This window comes from Acinetobacter kanungonis, assembly GCF_009939195.1.
GTDB classification, from domain to species: Bacteria; Pseudomonadota; Gammaproteobacteria; order Pseudomonadales; family Moraxellaceae; genus Acinetobacter; species Acinetobacter kanungonis.
Map to the genome: position 1 here is coordinate 368,603 of NZ_JAACKC010000004.1, position 21,640 is coordinate 390,242.

A 21,640-nucleotide genomic window follows, 5' to 3' on the forward strand; every position below is an offset into this window, starting at 1 on the left:
ATGCCTAAACGTACGGATATTAAAAGCATCTTAATTATTGGTGCTGGTCCGATTGTGATTGGTCAAGCCTGCGAGTTTGACTACTCAGGTGCGCAAGCTTGTAAAGCCCTTCGTGAAGAAGGCTACCGTGTTATTTTGGTGAACTCTAACCCAGCGACCATTATGACTGACCCATCAATGGCAGATGCAACCTATATTGAGCCGATTACTTGGCAAACTGTTGCACAAATCATTGAGAAAGAACGCCCAGACGCAGTTCTTCCAACGATGGGTGGCCAAACTGCATTGAACTGCGCCCTTGCACTTGATGAGCATGGCATTTTAGAAAAATTCAATGTTGAATTGATTGGTGCAACCAAAGAAGCAATCGAAAAAGCGGAAGACCGTAAACTTTTCGATATCGCGATGCGTAAAATTGGTCTTGAATGTCCAAAAGCTGACATTGCTGAATCAATGGAACAAGCTTTAGAAATTCAAGCACGCTTCGGCTTCCCTGTGATTATCCGCCCTTCATTCACAATGGGTGGTTCAGGTGGCGGTATCGCATACAACAAAGAAGAATTTATTGAAATCTGTGAACGCGGTTTCGATCTTTCTCCAACGAAACAATTATTGATCGATGAATCTTTAATTGGTTGGAAAGAATACGAAATGGAAGTTGTTCGTGACAAAAACGACAACTGTATTATCGTATGTTCGATTGAAAACTTTGACCCAATGGGCGTGCACACAGGTGACTCAATCACTGTTGCTCCTGCACAAACTCTAACGGACAAAGAATACCAGTTGATGCGTAATGCTTCTTTAGCAGTTTTACGTGAAATTGGTGTGGAAACAGGTGGTTCTAACGTTCAGTTCGGTATTAACCCAAAAGATGGTCGTATGGTGATCATCGAGATGAACCCACGTGTATCTCGTTCATCGGCTTTAGCATCTAAAGCAACTGGTTTCCCAATTGCGAAGATTGCAGCAAAACTTGCTGTAGGCTATACCCTTGATGAATTGAAAAATGACATCACTGGCGGTACAACTCCTGCATCATTCGAACCTGCGATTGACTACGTCGTAACTAAAATTCCACGTTTCAACTTCGAAAAATTCCCACAAGCGGAACCAGTATTGACGACACAGATGAAATCTGTGGGTGAAGTCATGGCGATTGGCCGTAACTTCCAAGAATCGATGAACAAAGCTCTTCGTGGTTTAGAAGTTGGTGTTTGTGGTTTCGATGAAAAAATCGAAGTCGGTGCTGAAGGTGCGCGTGAAAAGATTCTGGTTGAACTTAAAGTTCCAGGTCCAGAGCGTATTTGGTATGTTGCGGATGCATTCCGCCACGGCTTCACTTTAGATGAAGTGTTTGAAGCTACCAAAATTGACAAATGGTTCTTGATTCAAATCGAAGACATCATCAAAACTGAAAATGAAATTAAAACTTTAGGTTTTGGTGATTTAACTGCTGAAAACATCCGTTCATTCAAACGTAAAGGTTTATCTGACCTTCGTATTGCAAACTTGATGGGTATTTCGCAAAAGCAATTCCGTAAGCATCGTTGGAACTTGGGCGTCACTCCAGTTTACAAACGTGTAGATACATGTGCAGCTGAATTCGAATCTGATACAGCCTACATGTACTCAACTTATGACGAAGAGTGTGAAGCAAACCCGTCAACTAAAGACAAAATCATGGTCATCGGTGGTGGTCCTAACCGTATTGGTCAAGGTATTGAGTTTGACTACTGCTGTGTACACGCTGCTTTAGCTATGCGTGAAGACGGTTACGAAACCATTATGGTGAACTGTAACCCTGAAACAGTTTCAACTGACTATGACACTTCTGATCGCTTGTACTTCGAACCGATTACACTTGAAGATGTGTTAGAAATTGTACGTACTGAAAAGCCAAAAGGCATTATCGTTCAGTACGGCGGTCAAACTCCGTTGAAATTGGCGCGCGCTTTAGAAGAAGCTGGTGCTCCAATTATCGGTACATCTCCAGATGCGATTGACCGTGCAGAAGACCGTGAACGTTTCCAACAAATGATTCAACGTCTGCAATTACGTCAACCAAACAACAGCATCGTAAAATCTGCTGAAGAAGGTATTTCTGAAGCGGCGAAAGTGGGTTATCCACTGGTTGTGCGTCCATCTTATGTATTGGGTGGTCGTGCAATGGAAATCGTATATAACGAAGAAGAACTTAAACGTTACCTTCGTGAAGCAGTTCAAGCGTCTAACGAAGCACCTGTTCTTCTTGACCGTTTCCTAGATGATGCAACAGAAGTTGACGTTGACTGCGTATCTGACGGTAAAGATGTAGTGATTGGCGGGATTATGCAGCACATTGAACAAGCAGGGATTCACTCAGGTGACTCAGCATGTTCGATTCCTCCATACTCGCTTTCGCAAGAAGTTCAAGACGAAATGCGTCGCCAAACAGTTGCGATGGCAAAAGAGCTTGGCGTTGTCGGTTTGATGAACGTTCAGTTTGCTGTAAAAGGCGATGACATCTACGTACTTGAAGTGAACCCACGTGCATCACGTACGGTTCCATTCGTATCGAAATGTATTGGCGAATCTTTAGCGAAAGTTGCTGCACGTTGTATGGCGGGTCAGTCTTTAGAATCTCAAGGTTTCACCAAAGAGATTATTCCGACTCACTTTGCGGTAAAAGAAGCGGTATTCCCGTTCGCGAAATTCCCTGGTGTAGACCCAATGCTTGGCCCTGAGATGAAATCTACAGGTGAAGTAATGGGTGTAGGTAAAACATTTGGTGAAGCATTCTACAAAGCAGTGCTTGGTTCAAATGAACGCTTACCAGGTTTACCGACAGAAGGCGAAGTTAAACACGCATTCTTGTCTGTACGTGAATCTGACAAGAAATACATTGTTGATATTGCGAAGAAACTTGTTTCTTACGGCTTCAAACTTGTTGCAACTGGCGGTACACATGACGTGCTTAGCCAAGCAGGTTTAGCATGCGAACGTGTAAATAAAGTAACCGAAGGCCGTCCACACATTGTAGACCGCTTGAAAAATGGTGAAATACACCTTATTGTCAATACCACTGAGGGCAAACGTGCTCAGTATGACTCAGCTATGATCCGTCGTGCTGCGTTACAAGGTAAAGTGTATTACACAACCACCATTAACGGTGCTGAAGCAGTTTGCCAAGCATTTGGAATCCAATTACCAATGGATGTATACCGTTTGCAAGATTTACAAACAGTAGTTTAATTCGTTTCCGATAAGTCCCGCCACCTTATCGGTGGCGGGCTTTTTTCATTTATAAACCTGTATTTTTTACACTCACACACTTGAGGGACAACAATGCAACGTTATCCTATGACTCCCCAAGGCAAAGAAGCCTTAGAGAAAGAATTACATCAATTAAAAAGTATTGAACGTCCACGTATTACGGCGGCTATTGCTGAAGCACGTGAACACGGGGATTTAAAAGAAAACGCGGAATACCATGCTGCACGTGAGCAACAAGGTTTCTGTGAAGGCCGTATTCAAGATATCGAAGGTAAATTGGGTGCAGCTCAAGTCATTGATGTAAAAGAGCTAGAGCAAAACGGTCGCGTTGTTTTTGGTGTAACGGTGACCATTGAAAACTTAGATACCGAAGAACAAAAGACCTACATGATTGTGGGCGATGACGAAGCAGATTTCAAAATCAATAAAATCTCTGTCAACTCTCCAATTGCACGTGGTCTTTTAGGTAAAAACGAAGGCGACGAAGCAAAAATTCAAACTCCACAAGGTGAAGTTGAATACGAAATTGTGAGCGTTGAATATCTTTAATTTTTGAATTAAAGATTCTAGCCCCTCAAAAGAGGGGCTTTTTTGTACTCAAGCATTTAAAATCAAAGCATCTTCAAAACAACAATGCAAAGAATGGACAACAGAATAATTCAAGCCTTCTACTATGCGCTTGGTGGAATCTTTTTGGGAATCCTCATAGCAATTTCATGGTCAATTCATATCAATAGTCATACCAGCTCTGTAATGATTATTCTGGTCACAGCAGCACTTACTTCTATAGCGGGTTTTCTTTTTCCTAATTCGATTCAACACTGGTTCAGATTATTCTGGAATCTGTTTCGCTAGCTCATCGCTCATTCGTAAATTAAACCAATGCTGTATGATCCGCCATGCTCCATAGGGAAATGCCACACAATCCGCTATAATCCACACATCCATACCTTTTGATGCCGACCATGTCTGAACCTTTGATTAATTCCCCTGTCAAACACTGGTGTGAATTCGAATTCATTTCGAAAACCGTGAGGAATCCGAACATTCACATTAAAGGGAATTATTCATACTATTCGGCTTATTGGGATCAGGGCTTTGAACGCTGTGTCGTGCGTTATTTACATGACAAACCGTCTACACCTGAAAAGCCGATTGACCAACTGCATATTGGCAACTTTGTGTGTTTTGGCGCTGAATGCGTGATTATGATGGGTGGAAATCAACTGCATCGTACCGACTGGATTTCAGCTTTTCCATTTGATACCCGTAGTTTTGTCCCTGCTGGAGATACAATTATTGGTGATGGTTGCTGGATTGGTAGCCGTGCCATGATTATGCAAGGCGTTACACTTGGTGAAGGTGCTGTGGTTGCAACAGGTGCAGTCGTCACCAAAGATGTGCCACCCTATGCTGTTGTTGGCGGTGTGCCTGCCAAAGTGATTAAATACCGCTTCTCCGAAGAAGACATTCAAAAACTGCTTGCCCTTAAACTTTATGATTTAGATGAAAAGCAGTTTTTAAAGATGCGTGAGCAGTTACAAACAGATGATATTATTCAAATTTATAAGGCTTTAAAAAACTAACTTGAAACCTTTAAATAAAATAATATAATTTTTTAGATCTATTTCGGCACAAAAAGGACAAACATTGATCTACGATAACCAAGCATTCAAATTACATCAGGCATTATTAGAATTACGCTCCCCAAACCTCATGAATACTCAAATGCTTAGAGTATTCTCTGATTTTTTTAAAATAGATGAAAATAATCCTGCGGAAATTTTAGAAAATATTGCTAAATTACATAAACAAATTTTAGAAATTAAACTATTTTGCAATGGAACTATATCATTAGAAAAACAATTCAATAAATGGTCTAAACCTATTAATCAAGCTTTCTTAAACGTTAATCTCTTGACTAGACATAGTCAGTTTATTAACAGCTATACGGATGAACATTTATTTCTACTTGAAACAACACACGATGCATTAGTAGAAAAATACCAATCTTATAAAATAATAGATCAACAAACTTTAGACGGACTAATCCTGAATTTATCTAACCAACTAAATTCTATTTTAGAAAGCAATGCATCTGAAAAAGTAAAAAATTACATCTATATACAGATAACCTCTCTAATTAAGAACATAAAAGAATACAATCTCTATGGAATTAAAGAAATTCATCAATCAATTGATGAAACTATAGGGCATATTATTACAGACCAAGAATATAGCTCTTATATAAAGCAAACATCTGAAGGCAAATCCTTTTTGGATGAGCTTCTTAAAGTAGGGGCTGTATTACAGATATTAGAAAGTGGTTCTCAAATTGCATTAAATTTCCAGCAAATTATTCAACAACTTCCAAATTAGTTTGAACTATGAATAGAGTTTTACCTCATTAAGAAACCCTGTAAAAAGTGGTTTCTTTATATTTAAATAAATTACATTATGCTTATCATCTTCCAGATGCTTTTGCCAGTGCCTTACAAACCACGTTTCCCCTCTCCCCAACGTGCATCCAAAGCAAGCACAGCACCACAGTTAAGACGATCAACATAGTTCATCAACTGAATGCCTAAACGTTCCCGATCCCAAAGATCACCTTCCCAAGCAGTTTGAATGTTATCTAAATTCGTTCTATTCCAGTTTAATTGGGTCTGATCAGTCATGTATTGTTTGTTATTAATAAGTTAGCAACATCATACTACGCCTTATAAATGTGACCAAGTTTCACTCATTTACGTCTATTTGAAATAAAAAGATGCCTTATCTTAGCTGTTTCATTTTTCTCACAATTTTTACCCGACTTTAGTACAACAACGCATACTTTTTAGGCAAAAAACATGCTAAGTTAGGTTATGGAATCGACGGTTTATAAAGCCTTATCCTTATGAAAATACTAGGTTTTATAAAGTCAAAATTAGAGTTAGTATAAAAGCATAAACAATAATTTTGAGTCGCAACTCTCAAATAAAACAGCTTCTAGAATGATTGTAATGAAAACAAGGAGTAACACAGATGGCTTATCAAAATATTTTGGTTCCAGTGGACGGTTCAGAAACCTCTTTTGCAGCAGTAAAACAAGCAGCAGAGCTTGCTAAAGCATTTGGCAGCAAAATTACTGTTGTACAAGTGCTTGCTTTAGACCCTTACATTGCAGCCGAATATATTACTGCTGCACAAACCAATGATTTAATTGAACGTGCACGTACTTCTATTCAAGCAACCCTTGAGGAAGCAAAAGCAAAATTTAGCGCTGAAGGTCTGCAAGTAGAAGCACGTCTACTTGAAGGTCAAGTGATTCATCAAGAAATCATTAACGCAGCGAAAGAAACCAATGCCGATTTAATTGTGATTGGTTCACATGGTCGTACAGGACTGAAAAAATTATTCTTAGGTAGCGTTGCACAAAACATTCTTGGCGATACAGGTGTCCCTGTATTGGTGGTTCGCCAATAATTGAATTTATCGACTTGGTCTTACACTCATACTCAGCACTGGGTGTAAGACCTCACTAATCTACTCAATCTCACCATTCCACTGATACTGCTTTAAGCTCACCTTCCCTGCAATCACAGCAATATTTTCCGCCTGCAATTTTACAACTTGTAGATTATCACCCTGAGCATCGAGTTTGCTTAGGCTAATTTTACCTTGCGAATTAATCACCCTATGCCAAGGCAACTGTGCATCTTCAACTTGCTGTAACACCCGCCCGACTAAACGAGCATGTTTAGGTAAACCCGCCATCTTGGCAACTTGCCCATAGGTCGCGACTTTTCCATAAGGAATTAAAGCTACCACCTGCAAAATTAACTGTGCCAATTCTTTTGAAGATGTTTGCATCACGGACATCTAATAGATCTTCCTTTTGCCGTTAAAGTATTAGAAGTTTCCTGGGCTTTCCAAACGTTTTACTTCTTGGACTTTTTCAGGATTGTGCACGGCGGCAACGCCATCATCGGCTTTGACATCGACAAAGGCATCAGGGTTATAAATGGTAATGGTTTCATTGCCCGTTGCATCTTCCCCCACAATATATTGAAATCCCTTACGGTTCATTTTATGGCACAAACGTTGATACCAACCTTTGAAGCCTTCTGTTTCTTCATTTGGATTGTAATAAAAAGCATTCATCACCGCTGGAAGTCCAAGTCCACACACCAAACCAGATAAAAGTACACTAATAAAGGTATAACCAATCAATATACTGCTGTATTCACTCAGTTGTGGAATGTTGGCCACTGCCAAAATCAAAGCCAGCGAGATCCCGCCACGGACTCCCCCCCAAGACAGAATCGCTAAACTACCGTTATAACTTTTATTCCGAAAACTTGGGAAAAAGGCAAATGCAAGAAAATTGGCGGCAAATCGTGAAGCATGCAAAATAATGAAGGCAATGATACCGCCCAAAATCAGACTGACACTTAAATCTAAAATAAACAGTTCCAAACCAATTAAAGTGAACAAGAATGAATTGATGATCCCTTCCACGGTATGCCAGAAATGATTCACTTCACGGATTTCACGCTCTTGTAGAATTTCTTTCCATTTATTACCGACAATTAAACCGCCAATCACACAGGCAATCGGTGCAGAAGCATGTGCAAACAATGCAATCAGGTATGAGCCACAAGCCAGTAAAGCCGTTGTTAAAATCAGCGATTCCATTTCATGTTTACCGCGGAGCAATCTGAGAATGGCAAGACCGAAGCCCCAGCCAATAATAATTGCCACCACAATCTCATACAGCAGGGTTTGCAGCGTACCGATTAGACTAAAATGCTCACCTTGCAACACATTCAGTAAGGTCATGAACAAGGCAATACACATGGCATCATTAAATAAGGATTCGCCTTCCAATTTGACCATTAAATGATGCGGTGCACGTACCGAACTTAAGACCCCTTTAATGCCAATCGGGTCAGTTGCTCCTAGGGCTGCCCCCAAAAGCAGCAACACCAGTAAGTCGACATGCTGCCCGACCAAGAATTGATAACCATAGAGCACGACCCCAAAGAACACGGCACAGAGGACCAGTGCGATACTGGCTAAAATGCTGATCGGCTTCCAATAACTTTTTAAATCAGAAACTTTAAACTTCAAGGCCGAAGAGGTCAGAATAAAACAGATCACACCATTAATCAGAAAGTCATAAAAATCGATGTGACGTACAGCATTTTCAATATTATGAATATTGATGGTAATAAACTGATTACCATTCAGTAGGCTTGCGCCCCACTGCAAAATAAAGACAAAAATTGCCGAAACAATCGGAACGCCAATCGCTTGCGGGAAACCTAAAATTCGCTTGTTAAAAATCGTTGTCGCAATTGATAATGCAAAAATAACCGTGAAAATTTGAAGAAATAAAAAATTACCCATGCGAGTTCCGAAGCTAACTAAGGGATGAAACCGAGCGAATGAACTCAATGATTTACAAGCTAAATATTGGCTTAAACACTATTGTTTACATTTTTCAGTGTACAGCCTTTTAAAGTGCGCCTCCTAGTTTCGTTAAATTTTTTTAACATAAAACTTGTGCAGGATTGAGCAAAGCATTTAGATTGAATTCATACTAAAATGACTCCCCTTTTTGCGCTATACACTTTTAGGATATTGGCTTATCTATGCACCAGACCATTAAAACCGTTTTTCGCCTGTGTTTCGCCGCCAGTATTTTTTTAATTACTTTGGCTCTGGTCTGGACCTGTATCGTCAAAACTTTAGAAATTAAAAATGCCACGCAAGCTTTGGCTCAAGCTCAGCAGTTTGAACTTAAATCGACTGCTTCAAAACCGCTCGTCTTGGTCACCAATAACCAAAAGCCTGACGAGTCTGTTTTTATTCTGGTCGCCAACCAAGGTTTTATAGCTAAAATGAGCTGCGAGCATTATGCCCAAGACCTGTGTACCGATGCAGAGAATCAAACCCATCGACGTCAAATTGATGTGCTAGGCTTAAAGCAAATTGGGCAGCAGCATTACATTCAACATATTCAATTTCATGACAGCCAAACGCAGAAAGTCAGCCGTTTTGCATATAGCGATATGCAAGTCCAAGCCTTCTTCCAACAAGACATTCAGCAATTAAAATATGTGGTGTTCGGCATTGCAATCTTTGCCCTCATCGCGCTGTATGTGAGCTTCCGCATTCTGCGTAACTTTAAGCAGTTCCTACGTAAATAAATTAGCGATCCATTCAAGGAACAGTCATTACTCATAACTTAAGTGATGACTGTTCCTGCTTCAATCCAGCTCTAGGATTGCGCCATCACTTTTTGTGGCGACAAACTAAAAATTGCCAGCATGGCGATGGCAACGAAACACAGCATTAAGGTAGCCATATTCATTAAGTCGCTCCAGACCAAGAAATTCAGAATCACCCCACCCAGCAAGCCACAGGCAAATTGCATACTGCCCATCACGGCACTAGCAGTTCCTGCACGCGCACCCTGCTCAGACATGGCCAATGCCATGGCATTCGGACCTGTAAAACCAATCCCCGAAACCGCCAAGAACATCCCCACATACACCAGTTCAATCGGTGCATGCTGCAACATGCCTGCAAGCACCAACACCAAAGCACCTGAAAGCTGAACAAATCCACCAATTTTCAAACGGCTAAAGACGGAAAGATGTTTACCCAATTTTTTATTCACGGTGGATAACAGCATGATGCCAAAGGCATTGGAACCAAAAGCGATGGCAAAATGCTGCTGGTTTAAACCATAACCATTCATCAGCACCGATGCAGATGAGCTGATATAACAGAACAGTACCCCACCCGAAAAACACCCTGCCAGCATTGGAATACGGAAACTGCGGTCTTGAAAAATAGCAGCGTACAACTGAAAAACCTGAGGCAGACTTAAACGTAAGCGACGTTCAGGCTGTAAGGTTTCTTGAAAGAAAAAATGAATACATAACCAGCATGCAACGCCAATCAGCATCAGAAATACAAAGATGGCATGCCAATTAAAATAACTCAGCACCAATGCACCCAAGGTTGGTGCCAAAATGGGTGCTACCCCCATCACAATCATCATGCTGGCAAACGCCTGTGCTGAAGCATTCATATCCAAACGATCACGAATGGCCGCTCGCGCAATGACCACCCCAACACATCCACCCAGTGCCTGTAATACACGTGCTGCGATCAATGCCCATTCATTGGTAGCAAGCACGCACAATAAACTGGCCACAACATATAAAGTTAATCCAAAATACAACGGTTTCTTACGACCAATTCGGTCACTCACAGGTCCATAAATCAATTGCCCAATCGCCAACCCTAAAAAATATGCAGGCAAAGTATTTGCCACCATTTGGGTAGTCACCCCAAAATCATGTGCCATTTGCGGCAAAGCAGGCAAATACATATCAATGGAAAGTGGACCTAAGGCGGTTAATAACGCCAATAACATAATCCAAGAGGTCGAATAGGTCTTTGTTGCGGGAGATTGGGGAGTATTCATATTTAATTTTTAACTGCGAAGAAACAAGACAAGCTTACACTCTCCATAGTATTATTTCTTGATCAAAAAAGTGAAATTAATCCTGACTCAAATCTCTTTTTTTGCATAAAGATTTGACCTACGTCTATTGAAGGAAAACACTTGAACACTTGGCTTACTCGTCTGAAGCAAACCACTTATAACACCACTTTTATGTATAACGTGCGCATGATTATTGCGTTCTCTGGTACAGCCTTTGTTCCCTACTTTTTAGGTCACCAACTGGCAACTATCCCACTAACTTTAGGGGTCGTTGCTGCGGGTTTGAGTGATATTGATGATCGCTTCTCGGTACGGCTTTTAAATCTGGTTTATACCTATATTGGTTTTTTTGTTACTGCAACCTCCATTTACTTCCTGTTCCCGCACCCGTTTCTGTTCGCCATTGGGCTAATTATCTCCTGTATCGGTTTTATTTTATTGGGTTCTTTGGGTCGTCGCTACGCCACCATTTCCTATGGTTGTTTGGTCATTTCCGTCTATTCCATGCTGGGTGTGCATCTGTTTGAAGAATGGTATATGCAACCCTCGCTGCTGGTTGCAGGCGCAGCTTGGTATGGAGTGATTTCGACCATCAGTTTCTTGTTGTTCCCTGTGCGCCAAGTGCAGGACAAATTGTCCGAGTGTTATTCCTCACTGGGAAATTTCCTATTTGCTAAATCCAATCTGTTTGATGTGGACATGACACCGCAAAGCTATCAACAAAGCATGATTGATTTGTCATTGGAAAACGGCAAATTGGTGGGCATTTTCAATGAAATGAAAACTGCGTTGCTAACTCGCCTGAAAGGTGACCGTGGTCAGCGCGATACACGTCGCAGCTTGCAATACTATTTTGTTGCGCAGGACATTCATGAACGTGCCGATTCTGCCCACATTGATTATCAGATTCTGACTAAAGTGTTTGAACATAGCGATATTCTGTTTCGCTTCCAACGTATTCTCTCCATTCAGGGCAAAGCCTGTAAGGATTTAAGTGAAAGTATCTTGCTGCGCAAGAACTATAAACATAACAAACGCTTTAAGCATGCCTTTCAAAATCTGAAAGTGTCTTTAGAAAAATTACGGGATGACAATCATTATGACCCGATTTGGGTGAATGCCTTGTTTGCACTGTACCAAAACCTGAAGTCAATTGATGCACAACTACGCAACTTGGAAACTGAACAGAATATCGTGTTCGATAAGAGCAAATATATTGAAAATCAGCTCAAAGATGATGACTTAAAAGGCTGGGATGATATTGTCATTCGGATCAAACAGCATCTGACCCCTGAATCTGTGCTATTCCGCCATGCCATCCGACTTTCGATTGTGTTGCTGGTCAGCTATATTTTTGTGCAAGTGACGCAGATTCAATATGGCTACTGGATTATCTTAACCGCCCTGTTTGTCTGCCAACCCAACTTTAACGCCACCAAACGCCGACTGCGCTTACGAATCGTTGGCACCTTGGTCGGGATTATCATCGGTGAAGCGGTGTTGTACTTCATTCCTTCGGTGGAAGGTCAACTGCTCTTGCTGATTCTCAGTGGCGTGTTGTTTTTTGAATTACGCAGTAAACAGTATGCGCAAGCAACTGCCTTTATTACCATCTTGGCACTGATTAACTTTAATCTGGATGGTTTAGGTTTTTCTGCTGCGCTGCCTCGTATGATTGATACCCTGATTGGTTGTGCGATTGCTTGGCTTGGGGTGAGTTTTATTTTCCCTGACTGGAAGTTCCGTCGCCTGCCACACATCATTCAGCGTAGCTTACAAGCTCAATGTACCTATTTAAATGAAGTCATTCAGCAGTACAAAGAGGGACGTAATAATAGCTTGAATTATCGGGTGGTGCGTCGTGCAGCACACAATACCGATGCCGATGTGGCATCCCTTATTTCAACCTTGGCTACGGAACCAGATTTCGACCCAAGCCAAAAAAGTCAGGCATTTGAATTTCTCTGCCTGAACCATACCTTCTTGAGTTATATCGCAGCACTCGGCGCGCATCGTGCACAAATTCGTGATCCTGAAATCCTGAATCTGCTGGATCAGGCACTGGATGATATTCGTGGTGCACTATTGAAAGATGAAATGCCCGATTTGACTGCGCAGAACATGTTGCAAACCATTCGGCAACGTCTCACCCAAGACAAAAAGGAAGATCAATTGTCGTTAATTATTTTGCAGCAATTGTCTTTAATGTTCAGTATCTTGCAACAATTCAGTCATCTCAAACAAAGTTTGAGCAATGAACGTGATGATCAGGCGACTGAATTTGCATCACTTTAAACGGTCTATCCTTACACTTTAGAATAAAACACTTGCGGCTATGTGATGATTTTGCTATTAAAAAAGCAGCGTCTTAGCCGCAATACAATGCATTTATAACGTATCAACCCCGTGTATTTAATGCTAAACTTTCTCCAGTTTTAAATGTGCTCTTTTCACTATGACCGCAAAAAATTTATACGCTTATACGCTACAACCTGTGAACTACGAAATCTCTGAAGCTGAGCAACGTCATGCTCAGATGGTGATTTGGCGTAGTACCAATAAAATTAGCACCAAAGCATGGATGATTATGGGTGCCATCGTAGCTCTTGCGATTTTGGGCATCATCTTATTAAAAAACTACTCGACTATTTTCTGCTGGGTGGCAATTGTAGGGGTGGCTTTATACCTTGCAATTCGTACTTACGGTTTAGAATGGTATGTGAAACGCAAAATGAACGAGTTTCCAGTGCAGGAAATTAAAGGCGTGAAACTTGGGGTACAACCGCACGGCATCGTGATGCGCCAGCAAATGGGCATGCAAGAAGGTGTGGGTGCAATTGGTTGGAAAGACATTTATGAATGGTATAACACACCAGAATTTATGTTGTTGAACTTTAAAGTAAAAGGTCAACAAGGTGCATATATTCTACCTAAACGTATGGACTCACGTAATTTCTCTTTCGAGACCATTCGTAAGCACTTAAATGAATCTGTCGGTGAAGCGAAGAAGATCTAAGCATCTTCCCTTTCCTCCAAAGCCTTCTGAAATATGAAGGCTTTTTTACGAAACTAATTAAAAACGATAATGAGAATAAATATTACCTGCAAAATCCACATTATCTGCTAAATCTTCAGTTATAATTTCGCCAATTTATTCACACATCCAACACTTGACCATCATGTTGAAAAAAACATTTTTCCAAATTCACTGGTTTATGGGGATTACCGCTGGATTAATACTGTCCATTATGGGCGTGACTGGCGCGATTTATTCTTACGAACAACAAATTCTAAAATGGATCAACACGGACAGTTATGTCGTCCATGCAGAAAATCGAGACAAGCTCAATCCTGCCGAGCTCTACACGCATTTTCAGCAGGTCGATCCGAATATTCAGATTAACAGCATTACCATTGCCAAAGATCCAACCGCTTCAAGTACCGTGAATATTGTGAAAGAAGGTGCTCGACGTGGCTATAACATGATGGTCAACCCCTACTCCGCTGAAGTGTTGCCAGAAATTAAAGGACAAGGCTTCTTTCAATTTGTACAACAACTTCACCGTAACTTGACTGTAGGTCCTGTAGGAAAGCAGATTACAGGCGCTTGTACGCTCATGCTGATTTTCTTTGTCTTGAGTGGTTTGTACTTACGCTGGCCGAAAAAGCACTCGCTCAAGCAATGGTTTATGGTTAAACCACAACTGAAAGGTCGTAACTTCCTTTGGGATTTACATGCCGTAGTGGGCACTTGGGTGGTAATTTTTTATCTACTTTTGGCATGTACAGGACTCTACTGGTCTTATGATTGGTGGCGGAGTGGCATGTTCAAGGTGTTGGGCGTAGAACAACCAAAACCTGAAATGCAAGGTGGCAAGCCAGAAGGTCAAGGTCCACGTGGAGCTTCAGGTGAACAACGGGGTGAACATGGTCCACAGGGTCGACCGCATGAAGAAGGACGACCTACTGAAGGACGTGGTCAATCTGAAGAGAATGCGCGGAATCCAGAGGCTCGTCAAGCATGGGATGCTACAAAAGGTGATTCAGAACGTCGAGGACGTGCTGAAGGTGAAGGTCGTGGTTCTAAAGCAGATGCAGCGAGCTTGAGCCCTGAGCAAATGCAAACTGTACTCACCCAAACCTGGACGGGGGTTCAAGCCAAACTCGGACATGATTATTCAACCCTGACTTTGAATCTGCCGAAAAAAGCAGATGGAAAAGTTGAACTCAGTTTTGTCGATCCAATTCCACAACATGAACGTGCACGCAATAAAGCGGTTTATGATTATCAAGCTGCAAAAGTTCAAGATGTTGAGTTGTATGAAGATAAAAAACTCAATGAAAAAATCATGAGCAGCATGCTGCCTGTACACCGCGGTAGCTTCTTCGGTCCGATTTATCAATTCTTTGCCATGCTTGCTGCACTGGCAATGCCATTGTTCTTTGTTACTGGCTGGATGCTGTATCTGAAGCGTCGAAAGCAAAAGAAACTGACCCAAGCAGCACGTTTAGGCAATAGCACGGTGAGTATCGACCCAAATGCCAAACCATGGCTAATTGTTTACGCCTCACAAACAGGTGTAGCAGAGCAACTGGCTTGGCGTACTGCAACCAGCCTACAGGAAGCCCGCCAACCTGTAACGGTGAAAACCGTACAACAACTGACGCTGGATGATCTCAAAACTGCACCGCAAGTTCTGTTTGTTGCCAGTACTTATGGTACGGGTGATGCACCTGATTTGGCTTCTGGTTTTGCCAAGAAAATGCTAAATAGCACACTAGATTTAAGCCACATCCACTTCGCAATTTTGGCCTTAGGCTCAAAAGAATATCCTGACAGTTATTGCAGTTTTGGACATGCCATTGCTACATGGTTAAAGCAGAATCAAGCACAGGCATTATTTGAAACCATTGAAGTGGATAATGCCAACCCTGCAGATGTACAGCGTTGGAATACCGCGCTTGCCAAGGTCAGCAAGCTTGATTTACAAGCCATGCATATTGACAAAACTTTTGACAGTTGGATGCTCATCAAGCGTGAATTACTCAATCCAGCGAGTCTAGGTGCACCTGCATTTAATATTGAACTGCAAGCCAAGCATGAAGCCCATTGGCAAGCTGGTGATATTGCAGAAATTCAACCGGGTAACAGCACTGCACGTATTCAAGCTTTCATGGCTCAACATCAGATTGCTGCGAATACAGCCGTTGAATCTCTAGGCATGCCTATTGAACAAGCTTTATGGAACAAACAGCTCAATACTGAAATTGAACCATTTGCCAATATGGAGCATTTACTGGAGCAATTACATACCTTACCTTCACGTGAGTATTCAATTGCCAGCATACCTGCACAACAAAAACTCCGCTTGGTGGTGCGTCAGCAAAGCAATCAAACAGGCGAATTGGGTTTAGGCTCTGGCTGGTTAACTGCTCATGCAGGACTTGGACAAGAAATTGCCCTGCGTATTCGCAACAATGAATCGTTCCACCTGATTGATGACAACCGTCCGATCATTTGTATTGGTAATGGTACAGGGATTGCGGGACTGATGAGCCTTTTACATGCGCGTGTACGTGCCGATTACACCCAGAATTGGCTGATCTTTGGTGAACGCCAACGTGAACATGACTATTTCTATCAAACCACCATCGAAGCGTGGCAAACCACAGGGATGCTGGAGCGTCTAGATTTAGCCTTCTCTCGTGATCAAGCCGAAAAAGTTTATGTACACCATGTACTTCGCAATCAGGCGGCCGAACTGGTGTCATGGATGAATCGTGGCGCAGTTATTTATGTCTGCGGTAGCATTCAAGGCATGGCAAGTGATGTCGACCAAGCGCTGAATGATATTCTTGGTGAAAATACAGTGGAACAACTTCGTCAAGAAGGTCGTTATCGCCGAGATGTGTACTAAATCCTAGTCAACTAAATTCAAAAAAACCGAGCGCTCATGGGCTCGGTTTTTTTATGCTGAGCAAAGATCAGTATCTCCCCATCTGAATTAAGCTACAATTTCATCTGAACATTTCAGATTCTAATCAATAACAATGCAACTCATCCCATTTAAACGGCTTATTTCAGCTTTTATCGGCAGTATTCTCTTCCTTGACGGTATCTATTTAGTCAGCCTCAATAAAATTCATTTAGGTACGTTGCTGCCTGTATTGATCGGGTTCGGATTACTCTGCTTTGCCATTTTTTATCAGAAGATTCAGATTGTTGTTCAAAAAACACCTTTACGAACCCTGCTCTGGCGTTTGAGCTGGGCAGGTTTTCTACTCTGGAGCATGACTGTACTGTGCTTCTTTATGTATTTGCATCTTGCAACTCAAAGTCATGCTCAAATTGCACCTGTTAAAGCCATAATTGTATTGGGGAGTGGTATTGAAAATGGACAGCCCTCAGCAACTTTAGCACAACGTCTGGATCGTGCAGCTGAACTAGCAAAACAACAACCCCAAACACCCATGATTATGACGGGTGGGCTGGATTTTAGAGAACAATATACCGAGGCTGAAATTATGTCGAAGTATATACAGCACAACTATGCAATTGCCTCAAATCGTATTTGGCTGGAAGATAAAAGCACCAGCACCGATTTAAATCTCAAAAATAGCCAAGCCATTTTGAATCAGCTCAATATTCAGCTCAATGAACCTATTGCAGTAGTTACCAGTGATTTTCATACTTTAAGAGCGGCTGCAATCGCCAAAAAACAAGGCTATAGCCATATTATTGCTGTTGCCGCCCCTACACCATTGGTGAACCGCTATAACTCTTGGCTGCGAGAATATTTCGCCTACCTCAGTGGATGGGTGCTGAATGAATTTTAAGGATTAATTTAAACGGATTTGACGGGGTAAAGGCAACTTCATACTCTGGAATAACTCAGGTTTTTGCAAATACAGTTGATATAAATAATTTTTTAAATCTAACAAAAACTTTTCTGGCAAAACCATCAAATTATGCCCATCAGGAGTAAGATCCATTGAAATGGTGGTTTTTTGCTGACGTAAATACGGAATAAGCTGTTCGACCAGATTCTTGATGGGAATTTCCTGAACTTGATAATTTGCCCAAGTATCTTTAATCATCAATTTGGCGAGGCTTTTATTTTGCCAAATTGGAAATCCACGTTGCCCTGTCGGCGTGGTACAAATTGCCCAGCCTTCTTGATACAAAGCCACAATTGAACCTTGCGCAACCATATTTTCAATGAACTGCTTATAAAGTTCTTTCACATTGTCATTTGAACTTGATGTTTTAGGCGCAGCTTTACGCTGATAAGGATTTCTCATACAAATTTTTATATTGAAATTATTATGAAATAAATTCTATATAAAAGATGCAGTAGAGACAATATATAAGAGATATATGGTGGGCGCTGACGGGATCGAACCGCCGACATTCTGCTTGTAAGGCAGACGCTCTACCAACTGAGCTAAGCGCCCTGAAGAATAAAAATAGAGACCTATTTTTATAAAACCGAGATAAAGTGCTCTTTATCTAGATTGAACATCTTATTCAGGGAAATAAGACATTAAAATGGCGCAGCGGACGGGGCTCGAACCCGCGACCCCCGGCGTGACAGGCCGGTATTCTAACCAACTGAACTACCGCTGCAACACGGAATCTTTAAAACCATAATCCATAATCTGTCAAAATTATGGTGGGCGCTGACGGGATCGAACCGCCGACATTCTGCTTGTAAGGCAGACGCTCTACCAACTGAGCTAAGCGCCCTAAGGCATTAAAAATAGCATCACTATTTTTAGGATGCAAGATAAACTCGAAGGATTATCTTTCGCAACTTGTCAGGTTGCATAATTTCTTTGAAATGGCGCAGCGGACGGGGCTCGAACCCGCGACCCCCGGCGTGACAGGCCGGTATTCTAACCAACTGAACTACCGCTGCATCGCAAAGAATATGGTGGGCGCTGACGGGATCGAACCGCCGACATTCTGCTTGTAAGGCAGACGCTCTACCAACTGAGCTAAGCGCCCTCATTAAATAATTTTGTATAAATGGCGCAGCGGACGGGGCTCGAACCCGCGACCCCCGGCGTGACAGGCCGGTATTCTAACCAACTGAACTACCGCTGCACTTACACAAAGTCACTAATGTGGTACAAACAATATTAAACATCTTAAGTGGCGCAGCGGACGGGGCTCGAACCCGCGACCCCCGGCGTGACAGGCCGGTATTCTAACCAACTGAACTACCGCTGCACGTAAGATCTTTAACGTAAAGGCTTGGTGGGCGCTGACGGGATCGAACCGCCGACATTCTGCTTGTAAGGCAGACGCTCTACCAACTGAGCTAAGCGCCCTTAACGTCTTCATCGTTTGTGAGGTGCATTATAGAGAATCTTTAACGAGTGTCAAACGCTTTTCTCACAGTTTTCATGATTTTATGTTTGAGTGATTAAAAAATAAGTGTTTTGCTATAAAAACAAGCAAATTCTGCAAGTTATTTAGAAAATATGTGCAAAATTCACTCTACTCTGTTCTTCATCTTCAACATAAAAATCTGAAACAAGCATTATCCTGCTCCTAATCAGACGTATCTCATCACTCTACGCAGATAATTTTTGCAAAAAAAAATCCCAAGAGGATTAACTCAAATTCAAACGCTGCTCCGAAATATAGACCAAGGCATTTTCTGGAATCAGCTCAAATAACTCGACCACATCTTGATTGCGCATTCGGATACAGCCATGTGACATCGGTATACCCATAGGTTCGCTATCTGGTGTACCGTGAATATAAATATAACGATTGAAGGTATCGCAACCCTCACCCTGATTAAATTTAGGCTCTAAACCTGACAACCATAAAATGCGTGACAAAATCCAATCCCGTTCAGGAAATTCATTCGCGAGTTCTTGATCATAGACCTCGCCTGTTTCTTTACGTGCAATAAAGACCGCATTCAGGGGAGCACTTTCACCAAATTTTAACGCCACTTCATGCCAGCCACGAGGCGTTTTACCGCTATTCTCCTGCTCGCCAATGCCATTTTTTCCAGAAGAAATCACATAAAATTTATTGTGCTTAGGCAGTAATAAGGTTTGTTCTGCCAAATCAATCAGAATATCTGCTTGTTGTAATGAATATTGCATTCGAGAAACCTACGTATAAGAGCGACTCTGGATAAGCATAACTGATCGTACTTAATTTGCTGCTGGTTCAGGGCGTAGCCATAACCAAATCGCTACAATCAGCATCGTTAAATCCGTAAAAACCTTGACCGCAAAAGGTGCCGTAGTAAATAACATGATCACACCACTGATCAGCATCATAATTGAAGCAATCCATTTGGCTTTACGCGGGACTGTACCATTTTCGCGCCATGCACGCAGTGTTGCTCCATGTTTCGGATGATTCATGAGCCAATCATCTACTTGCGGCCAACCTTTGGAAGCCGCCCAAGCAGCTAAAATTAAAAATACTGTTGTTGGCATACCTGGGAGTATTGCTCCAATAAAGCCGAGGATGACAAAGAGCACCACCAAACTTCGCCAAAACAATATCTTCATCTTCAAGCCCTAATCTAGAATTGCGCTAGTATAAAATGTTTTTACACTTTATCCTTTTTAAATTCTGTACATTGTTCTGCCATTTTGGTTTCCACTATGTTTTTAACATTACAACAAGACCATCTTTTTGAGCCATGGTTGAACTTTAAAAATCCCTTAGTACGACAACTAGCATTCAGCATTGCCAGTCCCAACATTCTGAAAGCGTATCCCGATCAGTTTCAGATTCATCAGCCTTTTCAATTGCACGCCGAAACGGTCTGGCAACAATACTTTCACTTATATCAATCTAGATTATTATATTTAGATCAGCATCCACATGAATTGGAAGACTTTCTAAACCAGTTAAAAAGCACACGCTTAGGTTTGCGCTTTGAAATGTTTGTCTGGTTTTGGCTACGTGATTCTGACTATCATCCTTATGAGTTGCTAGGACACAGTATTCAGCAAATTGCTGGAGCCAGAACCCTCGGAGAACTGGATTTTTTACTGAAAAATACTGAAACCCAGCAGATTGAACATTGGGAAGTGGCTCTTAAATATTATTTAGCCGAATGTGATTTTTCCTTTTCGCACTGGTATGGACTCAACCGTACCGATACCTTAAAACGAAAGCTCAATCACTTTACTCAAAAGCAATTTCAGTTTGATCAAGCACTTGACTACCCTATTCAACAACGCTTTGTCATGCTCAAAGGTCAGCTTTATGTGCCGCTGAATACAACCATTCAGCAAGTCCCAGATTGGGTTAATTTACAACGTAGAATCGGCTTATGGGGTTATGAGTTTATTCCTGAGGCTTATACGCCACATCGACTCCAACGCCACGAATGGTTGTGTCCAAACGACTCTCCAAGTAGTCATGCTCCGCATCTTTGGACGGATGGCTTATATTGCTATCAACAGCAAGCTGACGTGCAAAATTTTTATATGTATCGTCACCGACCGCTACTGCAATATCGGGCTTAACCTAATCGGAATGTATACGGCTATACATTCCTTAACCTTTTTATAATGAAATGATTCTACTTTTAAACATGGTTGTTTTTTAATCTAACCCAATAGATGATAATGAACTTTGGAGTAAGTCATGAAAAAAATGATCGCTATTTCCTTATTACTTTCATTTTTTCTCGCAGGTTGTAATACAGTAGCAGGTGTGGGTAAAGACGTCTCTAAAGTTGGAGATGTCGTGACGGATAGTGCGGAAAAAACTGCGGATAAATTGTAATCATGTAAAGCCAATCCAAGACCTTATCAAAACGATAAGGTTTTTTTATATCAAAACTCCCTTTATTGACTCGATTCGCCTATCATAGCCGCATATTTTTCATT

General features: G+C 41.6%; 18 protein-coding genes, 8 tRNA genes and 1 pseudogene. 12 read left to right on the forward strand and 15 right to left on the reverse strand.

The annotated features are described in order from the left end of the window. From carB to GWK51_RS09980, 4 genes are all read left to right on the forward strand, one after another. Positions 1-3,234, forward strand: coding sequence for a carbamoyl-phosphate synthase large subunit (carB, locus tag GWK51_RS09965; protein WP_161933579.1), 3,234 nt, complete (start codon positions 1-3; stop codon positions 3,232-3,234). A 93-nt stretch (positions 3,235-3,327) separates the two neighbouring features. Next, positions 3,328-3,804 carry a transcription elongation factor GreA gene (gene greA, locus GWK51_RS09970; protein WP_100243300.1) on the forward strand — a complete coding sequence of 159 codons (477 nt, stop codon included), beginning with the start codon at positions 3,328-3,330 and terminating at the stop codon, positions 3,802-3,804. Positions 3,805-4,220: 416 nt separating this feature from the next. After that, on the forward strand, positions 4,221-4,841 hold the full coding sequence (locus tag GWK51_RS09975) for a CatB-related O-acetyltransferase (RefSeq protein WP_161933580.1): 621 nt from the start codon (positions 4,221-4,223) through the stop codon (positions 4,839-4,841). A gap of 64 nt (positions 4,842-4,905) precedes the next feature. Beyond that, entirely contained in the window at positions 4,906-5,634 is a 729-nt protein-coding gene (locus tag GWK51_RS09980; protein WP_161933581.1) for a hypothetical protein, read from the forward strand. 60 nt (positions 5,635-5,694) lie between these two features. On the opposite strand, the pseudogene GWK51_RS09985 reads toward GWK51_RS09980, so the two are convergent. After that, positions 5,695-5,933 (reverse strand): annotated as a pseudogene (locus GWK51_RS09985) (P-loop ATPase); the annotation flags it as partial. Positions 5,934-6,282: 349 nt separating this feature from the next. Here GWK51_RS09985 and GWK51_RS09990 point away from each other — a divergent pair. Further along, positions 6,283-6,723, forward strand: a complete 441-nt coding sequence (locus GWK51_RS09990; RefSeq protein WP_100243297.1) for a universal stress protein — start codon at positions 6,283-6,285, stop codon at positions 6,721-6,723. 60 nt (positions 6,724-6,783) lie between these two features. Here the strand turns inward: GWK51_RS09990 and GWK51_RS09995 are convergent, their stop codons facing one another. Both GWK51_RS09995 and GWK51_RS10000 read right to left on the reverse strand, forming a co-directional pair. Continuing rightward, entirely contained in the window at positions 6,784-7,119 is a 336-nt protein-coding gene (locus GWK51_RS09995) for an MGMT family protein (protein ID WP_161933582.1), read from the reverse strand. 30 nt (positions 7,120-7,149) lie between these two features. After that, positions 7,150-8,649 (reverse strand): cation:proton antiporter, encoded by a 1,500-nt coding sequence (locus GWK51_RS10000; RefSeq protein WP_100243295.1) that lies wholly within the window; start codon positions 8,647-8,649, stop codon positions 7,150-7,152. 245 nt (positions 8,650-8,894) lie between these two features. On the opposite strand from GWK51_RS10000, the gene GWK51_RS10005 reads away from it, so the two are divergent. Continuing rightward, positions 8,895-9,452: a hypothetical protein gene (locus GWK51_RS10005; RefSeq protein ID WP_161933583.1), complete on the forward strand. Its 558-nt coding sequence runs from the start codon at positions 8,895-8,897 to the stop codon at positions 9,450-9,452. A 71-nt stretch (positions 9,453-9,523) separates the two neighbouring features. Here GWK51_RS10005 and GWK51_RS10010 read toward each other — a convergent pair whose 3' ends face one another. Continuing rightward, positions 9,524-10,741, reverse strand: a complete 1,218-nt coding sequence (locus GWK51_RS10010; protein WP_161933584.1) for a multidrug effflux MFS transporter — start codon at positions 10,739-10,741, stop codon at positions 9,524-9,526. 141 nt (positions 10,742-10,882) lie between these two features. On the opposite strand from GWK51_RS10010, the gene yccS reads away from it, so the two are divergent. From yccS to GWK51_RS10030, 4 genes are all read left to right on the forward strand, one after another. Beyond that, positions 10,883-13,057: a YccS family putative transporter gene (yccS, locus tag GWK51_RS10015; protein ID WP_161933585.1), complete on the forward strand. Its 2,175-nt coding sequence runs from the start codon at positions 10,883-10,885 to the stop codon at positions 13,055-13,057. Between the two features lie 160 nt (positions 13,058-13,217). After that, positions 13,218-13,778 (forward strand): YcxB family protein, encoded by a 561-nt coding sequence (locus GWK51_RS10020; RefSeq protein ID WP_100243291.1) that lies wholly within the window; start codon positions 13,218-13,220, stop codon positions 13,776-13,778. A 163-nt stretch (positions 13,779-13,941) separates the two neighbouring features. After that, a complete protein-coding gene (locus tag GWK51_RS10025; RefSeq protein ID WP_161933586.1) occupies positions 13,942-16,680 on the forward strand; it encodes a PepSY domain-containing protein in 2,739 nt (912 codons plus the stop codon). A gap of 133 nt (positions 16,681-16,813) precedes the next feature. Further along, positions 16,814-17,599 (forward strand): YdcF family protein, encoded by a 786-nt coding sequence (locus tag GWK51_RS10030; RefSeq protein WP_161933587.1) that lies wholly within the window; start codon positions 16,814-16,816, stop codon positions 17,597-17,599. A gap of 3 nt (positions 17,600-17,602) precedes the next feature. On the opposite strand, the gene GWK51_RS10035 is transcribed toward GWK51_RS10030, so the two are convergent. From GWK51_RS10035 to GWK51_RS10085, 11 genes are all read right to left on the reverse strand, one after another. After that, positions 17,603-18,064: a DUF2750 domain-containing protein gene (locus tag GWK51_RS10035; RefSeq protein WP_161933588.1), complete on the reverse strand. Its 462-nt coding sequence runs from the start codon at positions 18,062-18,064 to the stop codon at positions 17,603-17,605. Between the two features lie 77 nt (positions 18,065-18,141). Next, positions 18,142-18,217 (reverse strand) — tRNA-Val (locus tag GWK51_RS10040). A 95-nt stretch (positions 18,218-18,312) separates the two neighbouring features. Then, positions 18,313-18,389 (reverse strand) — tRNA-Asp (locus GWK51_RS10045). Positions 18,390-18,433: 44 nt separating this feature from the next. Next, positions 18,434-18,509 (reverse strand) — tRNA-Val (locus tag GWK51_RS10050). Positions 18,510-18,604: 95 nt separating this feature from the next. After that, positions 18,605-18,681, reverse strand: a tRNA-Asp gene (locus GWK51_RS10055). Positions 18,682-18,694: 13 nt separating this feature from the next. Further along, positions 18,695-18,770, reverse strand: a tRNA-Val gene (locus GWK51_RS10060). 22 nt (positions 18,771-18,792) lie between these two features. Further along, positions 18,793-18,869, reverse strand: a tRNA-Asp gene (locus tag GWK51_RS10065). Positions 18,870-18,918: 49 nt separating this feature from the next. Further along, positions 18,919-18,995: transfer RNA gene (locus GWK51_RS10070), tRNA-Asp, on the reverse strand. A gap of 25 nt (positions 18,996-19,020) precedes the next feature. Beyond that, a tRNA-Val gene (locus tag GWK51_RS10075) sits at positions 19,021-19,096 on the reverse strand. A 285-nt stretch (positions 19,097-19,381) separates the two neighbouring features. Further along, positions 19,382-19,888, reverse strand: coding sequence for a cell wall-recycling L,D-carboxypeptidase ElsL (elsL, locus tag GWK51_RS10080; RefSeq protein ID WP_161933589.1), 507 nt, complete (start codon positions 19,886-19,888; stop codon positions 19,382-19,384). 51 nt (positions 19,889-19,939) lie between these two features. Further along, entirely contained in the window at positions 19,940-20,305 is a 366-nt protein-coding gene (locus GWK51_RS10085; protein ID WP_161933590.1) for a YbaN family protein, read from the reverse strand. A 96-nt stretch (positions 20,306-20,401) separates the two neighbouring features. On the opposite strand from GWK51_RS10085, the gene GWK51_RS10090 reads away from it, so the two are divergent. Beyond that, on the forward strand, positions 20,402-21,274 hold the full coding sequence (locus GWK51_RS10090) for a DUF1853 family protein (RefSeq protein WP_161933591.1): 873 nt from the start codon (positions 20,402-20,404) through the stop codon (positions 21,272-21,274). Between the two features lie 121 nt (positions 21,275-21,395). Further along, positions 21,396-21,536, forward strand: a complete 141-nt coding sequence (locus GWK51_RS10095) for an entericidin A/B family lipoprotein (RefSeq protein ID WP_100242733.1) — start codon at positions 21,396-21,398, stop codon at positions 21,534-21,536. Positions 21,537-21,640 lie beyond the last annotated feature (104 nt).

Bases quoted from the DNA above. Each gene is read 5' to 3' on its own strand.
- GWK51_RS10020 (WP_100243291.1), top strand. From the start codon at position 13,218: ATGACCGCAAAAAATTTATACGCTTATACGCTACAACCTGTGAACTAC.
- carB (WP_161933579.1), top strand. From the start codon at position 1: ATGCCTAAACGTACGGATATTAAAAGCATCTTAATTATTGGTGCTGGT.
- GWK51_RS10090 (WP_161933591.1), top strand. From the start codon at position 20,402: ATGTTTTTAACATTACAACAAGACCATCTTTTTGAGCCATGGTTGAAC.
- GWK51_RS09995 (WP_161933582.1), bottom strand. From the start codon at position 7,119: ATGTCCGTGATGCAAACATCTTCAAAAGAATTGGCACAGTTAATTTTG.
- GWK51_RS10030 (WP_161933587.1), top strand. From the start codon at position 16,814: ATGCAACTCATCCCATTTAAACGGCTTATTTCAGCTTTTATCGGCAGT.
- GWK51_RS10000 (WP_100243295.1), bottom strand. From the start codon at position 8,649: ATGGGTAATTTTTTATTTCTTCAAATTTTCACGGTTATTTTTGCATTA.
- GWK51_RS10010 (WP_161933584.1), bottom strand. From the start codon at position 10,741: ATGAATACTCCCCAATCTCCCGCAACAAAGACCTATTCGACCTCTTGG.
- greA (WP_100243300.1), top strand. From the start codon at position 3,328: ATGCAACGTTATCCTATGACTCCCCAAGGCAAAGAAGCCTTAGAGAAA.
- GWK51_RS10095 (WP_100242733.1), top strand. From the start codon at position 21,396: ATGAAAAAAATGATCGCTATTTCCTTATTACTTTCATTTTTTCTCGCA.
- GWK51_RS10025 (WP_161933586.1), top strand. From the start codon at position 13,942: ATGTTGAAAAAAACATTTTTCCAAATTCACTGGTTTATGGGGATTACC.
- GWK51_RS10005 (WP_161933583.1), top strand. From the start codon at position 8,895: ATGCACCAGACCATTAAAACCGTTTTTCGCCTGTGTTTCGCCGCCAGT.
- elsL (WP_161933589.1), bottom strand. From the start codon at position 19,888: ATGCAATATTCATTACAACAAGCAGATATTCTGATTGATTTGGCAGAA.
- GWK51_RS09975 (WP_161933580.1), top strand. From the start codon at position 4,221: ATGTCTGAACCTTTGATTAATTCCCCTGTCAAACACTGGTGTGAATTC.
- GWK51_RS09990 (WP_100243297.1), top strand. From the start codon at position 6,283: ATGGCTTATCAAAATATTTTGGTTCCAGTGGACGGTTCAGAAACCTCT.
- GWK51_RS10035 (WP_161933588.1), bottom strand. From the start codon at position 18,064: ATGAGAAATCCTTATCAGCGTAAAGCTGCGCCTAAAACATCAAGTTCA.
- GWK51_RS10085 (WP_161933590.1), bottom strand. From the start codon at position 20,305: ATGAAGATATTGTTTTGGCGAAGTTTGGTGGTGCTCTTTGTCATCCTC.